At 71.7% G+C, this 14,818-nt stretch carries 12 protein-coding genes; 5 read left to right on the top strand and 7 right to left on the bottom strand.

Features of this window, described 5'->3' with window-relative positions; genetic code table 11:
- Positions 1–122: 122 nt before the first annotated feature.
- Both FR742_RS44755 and recA read right to left on the bottom strand, forming a co-directional pair.
- Complete coding sequence (locus FR742_RS44755) at positions 123–266, bottom strand: hypothetical protein (RefSeq protein WP_187281327.1); 144 nt, start codon at positions 264–266, stop codon at positions 123–125.
- 1,005 nt (positions 267–1,271) lie between these two features.
- Complete coding sequence (gene recA / locus FR742_RS27055) at positions 1,272–2,369, bottom strand: recombinase RecA (protein WP_148033544.1); 1,098 nt, start codon at positions 2,367–2,369, stop codon at positions 1,272–1,274.
- Positions 2,370–2,590: 221 nt separating this feature from the next.
- On the opposite strand from recA, the gene FR742_RS27060 reads away from it, so the two are divergent.
- Positions 2,591–2,857 (top strand): hypothetical protein, encoded by a 267-nt coding sequence (locus FR742_RS27060; protein ID WP_148033545.1) that lies wholly within the window; start codon positions 2,591–2,593, stop codon positions 2,855–2,857.
- Here the strand turns inward: FR742_RS27060 and FR742_RS27065 are convergent.
- Both FR742_RS27065 and FR742_RS27070 read right to left on the bottom strand, forming a co-directional pair.
- Positions 2,849–3,043: a DUF3046 domain-containing protein gene (locus FR742_RS27065; RefSeq protein ID WP_148033546.1), complete on the bottom strand. Its 195-nt coding sequence runs from the start codon at positions 3,041–3,043 to the stop codon at positions 2,849–2,851. The two genes, FR742_RS27060 and FR742_RS27065, sit on opposite strands and share 9 nt — an antisense overlap.
- Positions 3,044–3,418: 375 nt before the next feature.
- A complete protein-coding gene (locus FR742_RS27070) occupies positions 3,419–3,907 on the bottom strand; it encodes a VOC family protein (RefSeq protein ID WP_148033547.1) in 489 nt (162 codons plus the stop codon).
- A gap of 89 nt (positions 3,908–3,996) precedes the next feature.
- Here FR742_RS27070 and FR742_RS27075 point away from each other — a divergent pair, with 89 nt between their 5' ends.
- A complete protein-coding gene (locus FR742_RS27075; RefSeq protein WP_187281328.1) occupies positions 3,997–8,484 on the top strand; it encodes an ATP-dependent helicase in 4,488 nt (1,495 codons plus the stop codon).
- 4 nt (positions 8,485–8,488) lie between these two features.
- On the opposite strand, the gene FR742_RS27080 is transcribed toward FR742_RS27075, so the two are convergent.
- The 3 genes from FR742_RS27080 to FR742_RS27090 form a co-directional block, all read right to left on the bottom strand.
- A complete protein-coding gene (locus tag FR742_RS27080; protein WP_148033548.1) occupies positions 8,489–9,574 on the bottom strand; it encodes a glutamate--cysteine ligase in 1,086 nt (361 codons plus the stop codon).
- Positions 9,575–9,642: 68 nt separating this feature from the next.
- Entirely contained in the window at positions 9,643–10,299 is a 657-nt protein-coding gene (locus FR742_RS27085) for a M15 family metallopeptidase (protein WP_148033549.1), read from the bottom strand.
- 23 nt (positions 10,300–10,322) lie between these two features.
- Positions 10,323–11,468, bottom strand: coding sequence for an ROK family transcriptional regulator (locus FR742_RS27090; protein ID WP_148034845.1), 1,146 nt, complete (start codon positions 11,466–11,468; stop codon positions 10,323–10,325).
- A gap of 138 nt (positions 11,469–11,606) precedes the next feature.
- On the opposite strand from FR742_RS27090, the gene FR742_RS27095 reads away from it, so the two are divergent.
- From FR742_RS27095 to FR742_RS27105, 3 genes are read left to right on the top strand one after another with little or no spacing between them, the layout of a single operon-like run.
- Positions 11,607–12,932, top strand: coding sequence for an extracellular solute-binding protein (locus FR742_RS27095; RefSeq protein ID WP_148033550.1), 1,326 nt, complete (start codon positions 11,607–11,609; stop codon positions 12,930–12,932).
- Positions 12,933–12,938: 6 nt separating this feature from the next.
- Entirely contained in the window at positions 12,939–13,943 is a 1,005-nt protein-coding gene (locus tag FR742_RS27100; RefSeq protein ID WP_148033551.1) for a carbohydrate ABC transporter permease, read from the top strand.
- Positions 13,943–14,794 carry a carbohydrate ABC transporter permease gene (locus tag FR742_RS27105; RefSeq protein WP_148033552.1) on the top strand — a complete coding sequence of 284 codons (852 nt, stop codon included), beginning with the start codon at positions 13,943–13,945 and terminating at the stop codon, positions 14,792–14,794. Before FR742_RS27100 ends, FR742_RS27105 begins: the two co-directional genes overlap by 1 nt.
- Positions 14,795–14,818 lie beyond the last annotated feature (24 nt).

Raw genomic sequence — 14,818 nt, forward strand, 5'->3', positions numbered from 1 at the left:
GGAGTTCACAACGGATTCCCGCTGACGACGGCGCTGCTCGCGCCACTCTTCAGGCGAAGGCCAACCACCGCTCCCACCACTCGTCGCCGGAGAAGACCTCTTCCTCGAAACCCCCTGATCAGTCAACCCATCGCCTCGCCGGAAAACCGAACCGGCCCGCTCCCCGCCCGAGCGCCCACCGCCGCCTCGTCTTTCAGCAGCAGCACCGCCACCGGCCCGTTCCCCAGACGAAGCACCATCAGCGCGCACCCGATCGAAAGCATCATCGGCCCTTACCGGGTTGTAAGGACCATCGACCCGCACCACATCGGAAGAGCCGTCGGACCGTTCATCACGGGAAGCACCATCGCCCCGAGCCTCGCTGAAAGGACCGTCAGACTCCCCGCGGGCAACACCATCGTCCCGAGCCTCACTGGAAGGACCGTCAGACTCTGCGCCCGAATCACCATCGGCCCGAGCCCCACTAGTAAGTCCGTCACCCGGCTCCGCTGCGGAAGATCCGCTGACGGCTCCCGATGTGAAGCCAGGCACGGAAAGATCCTCCCGGGAGACCGCCCGCCCTCCCCCCGGCTGAGCCTCCAGAGAGCCCCCCTCGGACATCGGATACTCCCGCCGTGCCTCCGAGGACGGCCCCTCGTCAACCCCCTCCGACGTGAAGGATCCATCCGCAGGTCGCCCCGCCGTATCCGGATCCCGCCGCGACTCCTCTAGGGACAGCCCCATGGGCGCCTGCTCGCGGACAGCTTCAGACCGCCCCACTCCGTGCCTCTCCACGGACAGCTCTTCACCAACCTGCCCCCGCACGAAGAAGTTTCCCCCAGGCCGCCCCGAAGCGTCCCGATCGTCCCGTCGCCCTTCCAGGGACGGATCGTCACCAACCTGTCGCCGTACGGAGGAGTTGCCCTCAGACTGCCCCGCAGCGGCCGGATCGTCCCGTGGCGCCTCCGGGGAAGCCTCCTCGGCGGCCCGCTCCCGCACGGAGAAGCCACCCGCCGCCCGATCCGCCCCTTCGCCAGCCCGCTTCCCGGATTCACCCTCAGCAGGGGTCGGATCGCCCCAGAAGGGGTGGCTTTGCTGGGGTTCGCCCGCCGGCCGTGTCCACCAGGCGTCTTCAGCCGGCGGCTGCTCCCCCGGGGCGCGGCCGCCGAAGAAAGGGTGGCGCCCGCCGGGTGGTGCGCCCTCGGATGAGGAGCGCCGTGGTTTGCGGCGGGATGAGGCCGGGGCGCCCCGGTCGTGGGGCGCCGGATCCGTGTCACTCATGCGCCGACCGATCAGACGTCACCAGGCTTCGGCGTGGACTTGGAGCCGCGGCCGGACGCGGCGGGCGCCTTGGCGGGCGCGGGAGGCGCGGGGGCCTCGGCGGGCTCGTCGAGGCGCGGGCCCACGCCCAGCTTGTCCTTGATCTTCTTCTCGATCTCGTTGGCCATGTCGGGGTGGTTGCGCAGGAAGTTGCGCGCGTTCTCCTTGCCCTGGCCGAGCTGGTCGCCCTCGTAGGTGTACCAGGCGCCGGACTTGCGGACGAAGCCGTGCTCGACGCCCATGTCGATGAGGCCGCCCTCGCGGGAGACGCCCACCCCGTAGAGGATGTCGAAGTCGGCCACCCGGAAGGGCGGGGCCATCTTGTTCTTGACCACCTTGACGCGGGTCCGGTTGCCGACCGCTTCGGTGCCGTCCTTGAGGGTCTCGATGCGGCGGATGTCGAGGCGGACCGAAGCGTAGAACTTGAGCGCCTTGCCACCGGTCGTGGTCTCGGGGCTGCCGAACATCACGCCGATCTTCTCGCGGAGCTGGTTGATGAAGATGGCGGTGGTGCCGGTGCTGCTGAGCGCGCCCGCGACCTTGCGCAGGGCCTGGGACATCAGGCGGGCCTGGAGGCCGACGTGGCTGTCGCCCATCTCGCCCTCGATCTCGGCCTTGGGCACCAGGGCGGCCACCGAGTCGATGACGATGATGTCGACGGCGCCGGACCTGATCAGCATGTCGGCGATCTCCAGCGCCTGCTCGCCGGTGTCGGGCTGGGAGACCAGCAGGGCGTCGGTGTCGACGCCGAGCTTCTTGGCGTATTCGGGGTCGAGGGCGTGCTCGGCGTCGATGAACGCCGCGATGCCGCCGGCCCGCTGCGCGTTGGCCACCGCGTGCAGCGCGATGGTGGTCTTGCCGGAGGACTCCGGACCGTAGATCTCGACGATCCTGCCGCGCGGCAGGCCGCCGATGCCGAGCGCGACGTCGAGGGAGATCGACCCGGTCGGGATCACCTCGATGGGGGCTCGGGCGTCATCGCCGAGGCGCATGACGGAACCCTTGCCGAACTGCCGCTCGATCTGGGCGAGGGCGGTCTCGAGGGCCTTCTCGCGGTCGTTGATAGCCATGGGAGCTCCCTCTTGAGGGTCGTGGTCGGAATCAGTCGAGTGAAAGCTACGGTCTGCCACCGACATTTTCCCGGAAGCGGTCGTGGAAGACGTGGCCCGGCGAGCCCATCGTAGCCGAACGGCTGTTCGATCACACGCACGTCCGCGAGGAAGTCCGCCCGCGCCCGGATGCGTTCCCGCAGCCTGGGGAGACTCCTGGGAAGAGGGCAGGAGGTGACCACGTGGCGAGCTCGTACACCAGCGAACGGCGCGCTCATCTGCAGGGCCTCGCCGAGGTGCTCCCTCGCCACGGGCTGGTGAGCCGGATGGTGGGCGAGGAGGAGCCGCTGTTGTGGGTGTGGCATCCGCACACGAGCAGGCAGACCCTGGTCTTCGCCACGCCGTCGGAGCGGGGCTGGCTGTTTCTCTGGGCGCCCGGCGGCACGGGCGGCGCCGACGACCTCGATCGCACGGCGCGCGCTCTGAGGGAGACGCTGGGCTCAGCGTAGCCGGGGGGAGACGTCCTCGACCTGGCAGACGGCCCGCCAGACGGTCTTGGCGCTCTCGCCGTCGGCCAGCGCCTGCACCACGGTGCGCCCGCCGAGCGGCGCGATCACGTAGTCACGCGCCCACGACTCGGCGTAGGTGTCGCCGAAGTGCAGGCGCATCCTTCTCCAGAACTCAGTCAGGCGCATCACTCAAGTATGGATCGGCCCCGGGAGTGGGTAGGACGCAACGGGAACGTGAACGACCTGCGTATCACCCGCCTTCGAACCACGGCATCGGCATGTGCCGGAGACCCGGAAGGGAGGAAGCGCGGATCCCCCCGCCGGCTGAGGCAGGCGGTCCCCCTCCGCGCGACTCTGATGGCGAAGACCGCGAAACCCTCACCCCCCAAGTCAGTCAAGGCCAAGGCCAACAGGGCGAAGCGCCGCCACTTACTGTCATTGCGGCGCGAGGCCGTACGGAAGGAGAAGGCGGAGAGGTCCGAGCGGCATGCCGGGATCCGGCAGGAGCCGCGGGCGGGCCGTCCGCGCACGCGCCGCGCGTCGCGGCGCTAGGTCACGGCGTCACAGCACGCGCGCGCCGTACATCTCACCGAGATGGTCGGCGAGCAGCTCCAGCCGGGCGCCGTCGGGGTCCTTGAAGTAGATGGAGGCGCCGCTCTCGATCTGGTGCGGCACGCCGGCCATCTCCAGCTTCCCGCGCAGCCGCTCCCAGGTGGCGGGGTCGACGGAGATCGCGATGTGGTGGAGGCCGCCGAGCACCTCCTGGTAAGGGCCGAGGTCGAGGCCGGGGAGGTCGAAGAAGGCCAGCAGGTTGCCGTTGCCGAGGTCGAAGAAGAAGTGGCTCGAGCCCTTGTAGTCGCGGTTCTCGAAGATCTCCGTCAGCGGGAACTCCAGCAGCTCCTGGTAGAACTTGACGGTGCGTTCCACGTCCGACGACAACAGGGCGATGTGGTGCAGGCCGCGCGCGCTGGACGAGGGCCGGCGCGCTAAGAGGTAGCGCCGCCTGATCTCCTCGCGGCGGGCCTCGACGGCCGCGTGGTCGATGGTCACGGTCGGTGTATGTCCGCCCGCGCGCCCGCTCAATCACGCGGCCCGGCCGCAATGCGTTTTCTGTCGGTGGCGCGAGGCAGTATGTGCTGGTGAGCTCGCTCGACCGCTTCAGCCAGGTGACCAGCAGCTGGTTCTCCGGGGCCTTCGCCGCCCCCACCGCCGCCCAGGATGGCGCGTGGGAGTCGATCGCCGGCGGTGACAACACGCTGGTCGTGGCGCCGACCGGGTCCGGCAAGACGCTGGCGGCCTTCCTGTGGTCGCTCGACCGGCTGGCGGCCGAGCCGCCCGCGAAGGGCACGCGGGTGGTGTACGTGTCGCCGCTGAAGGCGCTGGCCGTCGACGTCGAGCGAAACCTGCGCGCTCCGCTGGCGGGGCTGAAGCAGACGGCGCGGCGGCTGGGGCTGCCGGTGCCGGAGATCTCGGTGGCGATCCGCTCGGGCGACACGCCCGCCGAGGACCGCAGGAGGTTCGCCGCCAAGCCGTCCGACATCCTCATCACCACGCCGGAGTCGCTGTTCCTGCTGCTGACCAGCCAGGCGCGGGAGGCGCTGCGCGGCGTGGAGACGGTGATCGTCGACGAGGTGCACGCGGTGGCCGCGACCAAGCGGGGCGCCCACCTGGCGCTGACGCTGGAGCGGCTCGACGCGCTGCTTGAGCGGCCCGCCCAGCGGATCGGCCTGTCGGCGACGGTGCGGCCGGTGAGCGAGGTCGCGGCGTTCCTCGGCGGTCCGCGCGCGGCGACGGTGGTGCAGCCGCCGGCCGACAAGCGCATCGAGGTCCAGGTGGTCGTCCCGGTCGAGGACATGACCGAGGTGGAGGCGGGCCCGTCCCCCGCCGAGGCGGAGGAGTTCGCGCCCGACCCGGCCACCCGGTCGATCTGGCCGCATGTCGAGGACCGGCTGTTCGACCTGATCGCGGCCCATGACTCGACGATCGTGTTCGCCAACTCGCGGCGGCTGGCCGAGCGGCTCTGCACCCGTCTCAACGAGCTGGCGCTCGCCCGCCGCGGGGGCGAGGTCGACCTGTCGGCGTGGGACCGCCCGCCGGCCGAGATGATGGCGCAGGCCGGGGCGAGCAAGGGCGTCGGCCCTGAGGTCGTGCGCGCCCATCACGGCTCGGTGTCCAAGCAGGAGCGGGCGCAGATCGAGGAGGCGCTCAAGTCGGGGCGGCTGCCCGCCGTGGTCGCCACCTCCAGCCTGGAGCTGGGCATCGACATGGGCGCGGTCGACCTGGTGGCGTGCGTGGAGGCGCCGCCGAGCGTGGCGAGCGGGCTGCAGCGCATCGGCCGGGCCGGTCACCAGGTGGGCGCGGTGTCCAAGGGCGTGATCTTCCCCAAGTACCGCGGCGACCTGGTGCAGACGGCCGTGGTGGCCGAGCGCATGAAGAGCGGCCTGATCGAGGAGCTCCGCTATCCGCGCAACCCGCTCGACGTGCTGGCCCAGCAGATCGTGGCGATGACGGCGCTCGACGAGTGGACCGTCGAGGAGCTGGAGACCGTGGTCAGGCGCGCGGCCCCGTACGCGACCCTGCCCAGGAGCGCGCTGGAGGCGACGCTCGACATGCTCGCGGGCCGCTACCCGAGCGAGGAGTTCGCCGAGCTGCGCCCGCGCGTCGTGTGGGACCGGGTGACGGGCACGCTGCGGGGCCGGCCCGGCGCGCAGCGGCTGGCCGTCACCAACGGCGGCACGATCCCCGACCGGGGCCTGTTCGGCGTGTTCCTGGTCGGCGAGCGGGCCTCGCGGGTGGGCGAGCTCGACGAGGAGATGGTCTACGAGTCACGGGTGGGCGACGTGTTCGTGCTGGGCGCGTCGTCGTGGCGGATCGAGGACATCACCGCCGACCGGGTGCTGGTCTCGCCCGCTCCCGGCCAGCCGGGCAAGCTGCCGTTCTGGCACGGCGACACTCCCGGCCGCCCGGCCGAGCTGGGCCGGGCCATCGGCGCGTTCCTGCGCGAGCAGGCCAAGGACGACTCGCCGGAGCGGCTGCGCGAGGCCGGGCTCGACTCCTACGCCGCCGGAAACCTGCTGTCCTACCTGCGCGAGCAGCGCGCGGCCACGGGTTACGTGCCCGACGACAAGACGCTGGTGGTGGAGCGGTTCCACGACGAGCTGGGCGACTGGCGGGTGGTGATCCACTCTCCCTACGGCGCGCGGGTGCACGCCCCGTGGGCGCTGGCCATCAACCGGCGGCTGCGCGAGCGCTACGGCGTCGACGTGCAGGCGGTCCACTCCGACGACGGCGTGGTGCTGCGCATCCCCGACACCCTGGCAGAGCCACCGTCCGACGTGGCGGCGTTCGACGCCGAGGAGATCGAGCAGATCGTGACGGAGGAGCTGGGCGGGTCGGCGCTGTTCGCGTCCCGGTTCCGCGAGTGCGCGGGGCGCGCGCTGCTGCTGCCGCGCCGCGTGCCGGGAAGGCGCAGCCCGCTGTGGCAGCAGCGCCAGCGGGCCGCCCACCTGCTCGGGGTCGCCTCACGATACGCGTCGTTCCCGATCGTGCTGGAGACGATGCGCGAGTGCCTGCAGGACGTCTTCGACGTGCCGGGGCTGGTCGAGCTGATGCGCGACATCGCGGCCCGGCGGGTGCGGGTGGTCGAGGTGGAGACGGGGCAGGCGTCGCCGTTCGCGGCCTCGCTGCTGTTCCACTACGTGGGCGCGTTCATGTACGAGGGAGACGCGCCGCTGGCCGAGCGGCGCGCGCAGGCGCTGGCACTGGACACGTCGCTGCTGGCCGAGCTGCTGGGCCAGGCCGACCTGCGCGAGCTGCTCGACCCTGACGTGATCTCCGACACCGAGCGTGAGCTCGCCAGGCTCGATCGGCCGCTGCGTGACGTGGAGGCCCTGGCCGACCTGCTGCGCTCTCACGGGCCGCTGCTGGCGCCCGACGTGAGCGTGCGCGGCGGCGACCCGGCCTGGCTGGAGGAGCTGGAGCGGGCGCGGCGGGCGATCAGGGTGCGCGTCGCGGGCGAGGAGCAGTGGGCGGCGGTCGAGGACGCCGCCAGGATGCGCGACGCGCTGGGGACGCCGCTGCCGGTGGGGGTGCCGCACGCGTTCCTGGAGCCGGTGGCCGACCCCCTGGCCGACCTGCTGGCCCGCCACGCCCGCACCCGGGGCCCGTTCCACGCCTCGACCGCGGCCGGCCGGTTCGGGCTCGGCGTGGCCGTGGTGGCCGACGCGCTGCGCAGGCTGGCCGTGTCCGGGCGGGTGGTCAACGGCGAGTTCCGGCCGGGCGGGCGGGGCGAGGAGTGGTGCGACGCGGGCGTGCTGCGGATGCTGCGCCGCAGGTCGCTGGCCCGGCTGCGCAAAGAGGTGGAGCCTGTCCCGCCGGAGACGCTCGCGGTGTTCACCCCGGCCTGGCACGGCATCACCGGCGGCCCGCGCGGCGGGCGGGAAGGCGGCGCGCGGGCCATGGACTCCCTCGTCCGCGCCGTCGAGCTGCTGCAGGGCGCGGCGGTGCCGGCCTCGGCGCTGGAGACGCTGGTGCTGCCGTCGCGGGTGCCGGGCTACCACCCGGGGCTGCTCGACGAGCTGACCGCGGCCGGCGAGGTGGTGTGGGCCGGGCAGGGGTCGCTGCCGGGCGGCGACGGCTGGGTGGCCCTCTACTTCGCCGACACCGCGCCGCTGCTGCTCCCTGAGGCGGGCGAGATCACGGTGACGCCGGTGCATGAGCGCATCCTCGAGGAGCTGAGCGGGGGCGGCGCGCTGTTCTTCCGTCAGCTCGCCGACCGGCTGGGGCTGCTCGACGACCAGGCGGTGGCGACGGCGCTGTGGGACCTGGTGTGGGCGGGGCGGGTGTCGGGCGACACGCTGGCGCCGATGCGGGCCGCGCTCGGCTCGGGGCGGCCCGCCCACCGGCCGGCGACCCGCAGGCGGCGGGCGGTGCTGCCGAGCCGCAGCGGGCCGCCCACGGTGGCGGGGCGCTGGTGGCTGCTGCCGGAGCCGGCCACCGAAGCGACCCTGCGGGCTCAGGCGCAGGCGGAGGTGCTGCTGGAGCGGCACGGCGTGGTGACGCGCGGGGCGGTCACCGCCGAGCGGCTGCCGGGCGGGTTCTCGCCGGTCTACCAGGTGCTGCGCGCCTACGAGGAGAGTGGGCGGTGCCGGCGCGGCTACTTCGTCGAAGGGCTCGGCGGGGCCCAGTTCGCGCTGCCGGGGGCGGTCGATCGGATGCGCGCGATGGCGCCCTCCTCCCCCGACGGCCCGCCCGGGGAGGAGCGCCGGGCCGTGGTGCTGGCCGCGGCCGATCCGGCCAACCCCTACGGGGCGGCGCTGCCCTGGCCGGCGCATCCCGGCGAGGTGGCCCACAAGCCGGGCAGGAAAGCCGGGGCGCTGGTGGTGCTGGTCGACGGGCGGCTGGTGCTCTACGTCGAGCGGGGCGGCAAGACGCTGCTGTCGTTCGCCGACGACGACCGGCTGCGGCCCGCCGTCGACGCGCTGGCGCTGGCCGTACGCGACGGCGTGCTGGGCAAGCTGACGGTGGAGCGGGCCGACGGCGAGCCGATCGTCGACTCGCCGCTGGGAGCCGCCCTGGAAGAAGCCGGTTTCCACCCCACCCCGCGCGGTCTCCGGCTGCGTGCGTAGGGCGTCAGGCGACGGTGGCCTCGATGAGGTCGTCGACCACCTCGGTGAGGTCCTGCTCGCGGGCGTGCACGCGGCGCTGCCGTTCGGCGCCGGAGCCCTTGTCGAGCAGGCGTTCCAGCCCGTCCTCGACGTAGGGCAGGTCGCCGGCCTCCGACAGGGCGTCGCTCACGTGGGCCAGGAGGCGGCGGGCCATCAGCGGGGCGGGCACGAGCGTGCCGTGGCGGACGTCGAGGCTGTCGCCGGTGAGCCCGTCGCGGGCGGCACGCCAGTAGGCGGCGCGCACCACCTCCGACGGGATCGGCAGGCCGCGGTCGCCGCGGGCCACGTCGGCCAGTGCCCTGACGACCAGGCCGCGCACCAGCCCGATGATGGTGAGGCTGTCGTTCACGTCGAGCGGCACGTCAGCCACCCGCACCTCGACCGTGGGCAGCCGGGGTGAGGGCCGGGCGTCCCAGAAGACGGTCTTCGGGTCCATGAGGGCGCCCGACTCGGCGAGCGCGCGCACGGCCAGCTCGTAGTCGCCGAAGGTGGGGAAGTACGGGGGCGCGCCGGAGACGGGCCACCGGCCCCAGCTGATCACCCGCCAGGAGGCGTAGCCGGTGTCTCGGCCGACGAAGAACGGCGAGTTGGCGGCCAGCGCGATCAGCGTGGGCAGCCAGGGCCGCAGGTGGTTGCCGACGTAGACGGCGTGCTCCTCGTCCGGCACGTCGACGTGCACGTGCAGGGCGCAGATGCTGATCTCGTCCTGCAGCGCCCTGTAGAGGCTGCGCCCCTGCTCGTAGCGGGCGTCGTCGCTGAGCGGCGGCGTCATGACGTTGCCTAGCACCGGGATGCCGCTGGCGACGACGGCGAGCCCGCACGAGCGGGCGGCCCCGGCGACCTCCTTGCGCGCGGCCCGCAACTGGGCGCCGAGCTCGGCCAGGTCGGCGGAGGGCGCGCTGCGGGCCTCCACCTGGAACCTGGTGATCTCGTGGGCCACGTCGAGCACGTCCGTGGCGGCGGCGAGGACGTCGGCCGCACGTGGGGTGACGTGGCGGGTGTACGGATCGACGACGAGGTACTCCTCTTCGATCCCGATCAGCGGAACCATGCCCACACCTCGCAGGAGTCGGGGGAGCCTCCGCACGATTTGTGCCCGCCTGCCGCCTTCCGGAATCGCTACATGCTTACTGGCCCGTAGCAAGCGGCGGGGGCGCCGGTGGTCAGGGCCCAGTAGCGGTCGCCGTGGGACCAGTGCCACCACTCGGTGGGGTAGTTGACCAGCCCGGCGGGCTCCAGGGCCGCAGCCAGGAGCTTGCGGTGGGCGCGGGCGTCGGCGGAGATGTGCGGGGCGGCGGTGTAGCAGGCGCCGTCGCTCTCCTCGGGGTTGTCGTTGACCTGGGTGCCCATGTCGTACTCGGCGCCGTCGGGGTCGCAGAGGGTGAGGTCGACGGCGGCGCCGGCGGTGTGCGGGGCGACCTCGACCGGGGAGACGTAGCGGCTGGCGGCGACGTGCGCCTCCTGCTCGGACATGGCGGGGAAGGCGGCGCGCAGCTCGTCGCGGTATTCCTCGAAGTAGCGGCGCTGGGTGGCGACGGGCCGGTAGCCCTCGACGATCATCAGGTGGTATCCGCCGGGCAGGAGCCGCTCGGCCCGTTCGAGCCTGGCCAGCAGCCCGGCCCGCAGGTGGGCGTAGGCGCCGGCGGCGTCGGCGAGCCGGGTGTCGACCCGGAGCCGGTCGCGCGCGTCGGCCAGGGGCTCGCCGTTGTCCTGCACCGGGATCGCCGCCACGCGGGGATCGGAGATGAGCACGATGTCACTCGGTGGCTGCCACATGTGCAGTGATTCTCACACACGTGTCAGACGGTGTCGGAGAACACCTGTTCGCGGGCCTGTTCGAGAGCGGCCACGAGGGCGCCGCGGAGCACCGGGTTGCCGGGGACCCCGCCGGCGGCGACGCGGGGCGGCGCGGGGCAGATGCGGGCGACGGCGTCCTGGACCTTGGCGGCCAGCCGGGCGCCGCCCGCGCGGCCGATGTCGCCGCTGAGCACGATCAGGCCGGGGTCGAGGACGACGGAGACGGCGGCCGCGCCGACGGCGAGCCGGTCGGCGAGCTCGTCGAGGTAGTCGTCGCCGCCGTTGCGCACCTGGTCGGGGACGCCCGCGCCGGGCACCTGGTACGTGCCGGCCAGGTTCTGGAGTGCGGCGGTGCCGACGAGGCGCTGGAAGGACCCGGAGTTGGGGTGCTTGACGTCGGAGGGCAGCGGTTCGCCGGGCACGGGCAGCCAGCCGATCTCGCCCGCGCCGCCGGTGATGCCGCGGTGCAGCCGGCCGCCGAGCATGACGCCGAGGCCCTGGCCGACGCCGGCCCACATGACCACGAAGTCGTCGACGCCGGCAGCGGCACCGTAGCGGTGCTCGGCGAGGGCGACCAGGTTGACGTCGTTCTCGATGGTGACGGAGGCGCCGAGGTTGCGGCGCAGGCCGGCCAGCACGCCGACGTGCCAGGTGGGCAGGTCGAGTGAGAAGCGGACGTCGCCGGTGCGCGGGTCGACCATGCCTCTGGTGCCGATGACGAAGGCGCGCAGCCGCGACAGGCTGACGTCGGCGACGGCGCAGGCGCGCTCGACCGCGGCCTGGACCGTACGGACCGGGTCGCCGTCGAAGGGGTTGACCGTGACCTCGACCACGGTCCGGCCTGTGATGTCGGCCACGCCGACGGTGACGCTCTCGGGCAGCACCTCCAGCCCGGCGACGTAGGCGCTGGAGGGTCGTACGCCGTAAAGTGCGGCGTTGGGTCCCCTGCCGCCGGCGCGTTCCCCTGACACCTCCACCAGGCCCCTGTCTTCCAGCCTGGCGAGCAGCTGACCTGCGGTGACCTTGGACAATCCGGTACGTTCTCCGAGTTCGGCCCTGGTGAGGGGGCCCTCGGCGAGGAGGAGTTCGAGCGCGGAGCGGTCGTTCAGCCTGCGCAGCAGCCGAGGCGTCCCGGGGTTCCGGCTCATCTTCATGCCCCTCTCGTCACGATCGGCTAACAGACGGTTTTTTTTAAGAAAGTTTCTTGTTAGTTTAACACCTGTCGTTCGGCATTGACGATCAGCCTGGTGCGGACCGTAGGCCAGCACCCGGGAAGGGAGAACCCTGTGAGGATCGCGAAGATCACAGCCACTACGGTCACCACGGCCGCCCTGGCCCTGGGCGTGGCCGCCTGTGGCGGCGGTGAGGCGCCCGCGGAGCCCAGCGCGGCGAGCACCGCCGAAGCTAGCGGCCCCGCGTTCGCGGGCAAGGAGCTCACGCTCTGGCGCCTCGGTGACAGCAACCCCGACGCGCAGAAGTACACCGATGAGCTGGTGGCCGCCTTCCAGCAGGAGACCGGCGCCAGCGTGAAGGTCGAGTGGATCCCGTGGCCCCAGGTGAACGACAAGTTCACCGCCGCCGCGGCCGGAGGCGCCGGCCCCGACGTCACCGAGATCGGCAACGACCAGGTCCCGCTCTGGGTGAGCCAGGAGGCGCTCGCCCCGGTCACCGACATCGTCGGCTCCGGCGACCAGGCCGGGATCCCGAAGAACCTGATGGGCATGGAGACCATCGACGGCGAGACGTACGCCGTGCCGTGGGGCGGCGGCACCCGCGCGGTGCTCTACCGCAAGGACTGGTTCGAGGAGCTCAAGATCGAGGTCCCGAAGTCCTGGGACGAGCTCGTGGCCGCGGCCAAGAAGGTCCAGGCGGAGAAGGGCTCGGACGTCGACGGCTTCGCCTTCAACGGCGGCTCCGACGCCAACCACCTGCTGGGCTCGCTGGCCTGGACCTCGGGCGGCGAGTACGCGGTCAAGGAGGGCGACAAGTGGGTCGGCAAGCTGACCGACCCCGCCTTCAAGGCCGGTTTCGAGCAGTACACGTCCCTGGTGACGGACGGCCTGTCCAGCAAGTCGCGGCTCACCCAGAACAGCTCGGACATCCGCACCCGCTTCTCCAACGGCAAGGTCGGCATGTACCTGACCGCGTCGTGGGACCTCGCCACGATCGAGGAGGAGAGCAAGGGCAAGCTCAAGGGCGACAAGCTCGCGTTCTTCCCCCTGCCGAGCAAGGACGGCGGTGAGGCCCAGGCATTCCTGGGCGGCAACGACATCGCCGTGTGGGGCACCGCCAAGGAGCCCGAGGCGGCCAAGGAGTTCGTGAAGATGGCGACCAACAAGGACTGGGGCGTCCGGTACGCCACCGAGGGCGGCCTGCTGCCGGTCTACCCGGAGGCGCTCGCCAAGCTGGCCGAGGACCCGGCGCAGGCGCCGTTCGCGGCCGCGTTCGCCAAGGCCAAGGCCTTCCCCGCGGACCCGAACTGGACCGAGGCCAACGAGACCAAGGCCGTGCTGCAGAACGCCGCGCGCCAGGTGATCGAGGGCAAGGCCACCGCCGACGAGGCGCTGGCGGCGGCCAACACCGAGCTCGAAGACATCCTCAACCAGTCCTGACAGGCCATGACGAACACGCCGACACTCGCCCGGGGCGGCAGGCACGCTTCCGCCCCGGGCCGGGGCCCGTCCCGCAGGGGCAGGGGCAGGGGCCTGCCCGTCTGGTCCATCCCGTACGTCCTGCTGATCCCCGGCCTGCTGGTCATCGCGGCGCTGCTGCTCTACCCGATGGTCCAGGTGGCGATCATCGCCTTCCAGAAGGTGGGCCTGCCGCAGATCAGCGGGCGGCGGCCGGCCGAGTGGGTCGGCACCGACAACTTCACCCGCATCTTCGAGAGCCAGATCTTCTGGGACTCGCTGCGCAACACGGTCGTGTTCGCGGTCATCGCGGTCACCATGACGCTGGTGCTGGGCACCGCCGTGGGGGTGCTGCTGAGCAAGCTCGGCAAGAAGATGTCCACGTTCCTGGTGATCGGCATCATGTGCGCGTGGGCGGTGCCGCCGGTGGCGCAGGGCATCATCTGGCGGTGGCTGTTCGACGCCGAGGCCGGAATGATCAACTGGGCGCTGAACCTGCTGCCCGACTGGCTGTCCACGCTGGTCTTCGGCCGCGCCGACTGGACCGGCGAGCCGTGGCTCAACGACGCCTGGTCCGTCTACATGGTGCTGATCATCACGGTGGTGTGGGCGTCCTTCCCGTTCATCGCGGTGTCGGTGCTGGCCGGGCTCAAGGGCATCCCCTCCGACCTGTACGAGGCCGCGCGGGTGGACGGGGCGACCGGCTGGCGCACGTTCTGGCAGATCACGTTCCCGCTGCTCAAGCCGGTGTTCGCGGTGCTGACCGTACTGTCGATCATCTGGGACTTCAAGGTCTTCAGCCAGTTGTACGTGCTCATGAGCGGGCCGACGAACCGTGAGGCGTTCAACCTGTCCATGTACTCCTACACCGAGGCGTTCAAGGCGCCGCAGAAGATGGGCACGGGCTCGGCGATCGCGCTGGTGCTGACGGTCCTCCTGCTGGTCGTCACCGCCGTGTACATCCGGCAACTGGTCAAGCAGGAGGAGTTGTGATGAGCCCGCTGGCCAGGAAGCGCCTGGGCAAGGTGGCACTGAACGCCACGGCCCTCCTGGTGTTCCTGTTCGCGGTCTTCCCCGTCTACTGGATGGTGTCGACCGCCTTCAAGGCCAACGACCAGATCTTCACCACCGAGTTCATCCCGTTCCCCACCCATTTCACCTTCGAACACCTGCACCGGGTGCTGACCGAGGGCGTGGCGGGCAACTCGATCTGGGTCTACATGGGCAACAGCGCGGTCGTGGCGCTCGGCACCGTGCTCATCGGGGCGGTCTTCTCGCTGCTGGCGGCGACGGCGGTGGCCCGGTTCCGGTTCAAGGGCCGCACCGGCTTCCTGTTCCTGCTGCTGATCGCGCAGATGATCCCGGCCGAGGCGCTGCTCATCCCGCTGTTCCTGCAGGTCAAGACCCTCGGCCTGTACGACCACCTCGCCGGCCTGATCCTGGTCAACGTGGGGCTGACACTGCCCTTCGGCATCTGGATGCTGCGCACGTTCGTGGCCGCGGTGCCGAAGTCGCTGGAGGAGGCGGCCTGGATCGACGGGGCGTCCAGGTTCGTCACGTTCTGGCGGGTGCTCTTCCCGCTGGTCGCGCCTGGCCTGGTGGCGACCAGCATCTTCTCCTTCATCACCGCGTGGAACGAGCTCATCTTCGCGCTGGTGCTGATGAGCGAGTCCACCGGCTACACCATGCCCGTGGCCCTGCAGTACTTCTTCGGCCACAAGGGCACGGACTGGGGCGCCATCATGGCCAGCTCCACGATGATGACCATCCCGGTCGTCATCTTCTTCATGATCGTGCAGCGCCGCATGGTGACCGGCCTCATGGCCGGCGCCGTCAAGGGCTGATCGACACCACGGGCGCCTCCCCGT

This window comes from Nonomuraea sp. C10 (assembly GCF_008017515.1).
GTDB lineage: Bacteria > Actinomycetota > Actinomycetes > Streptosporangiales > Streptosporangiaceae > Nonomuraea > Nonomuraea ferruginea.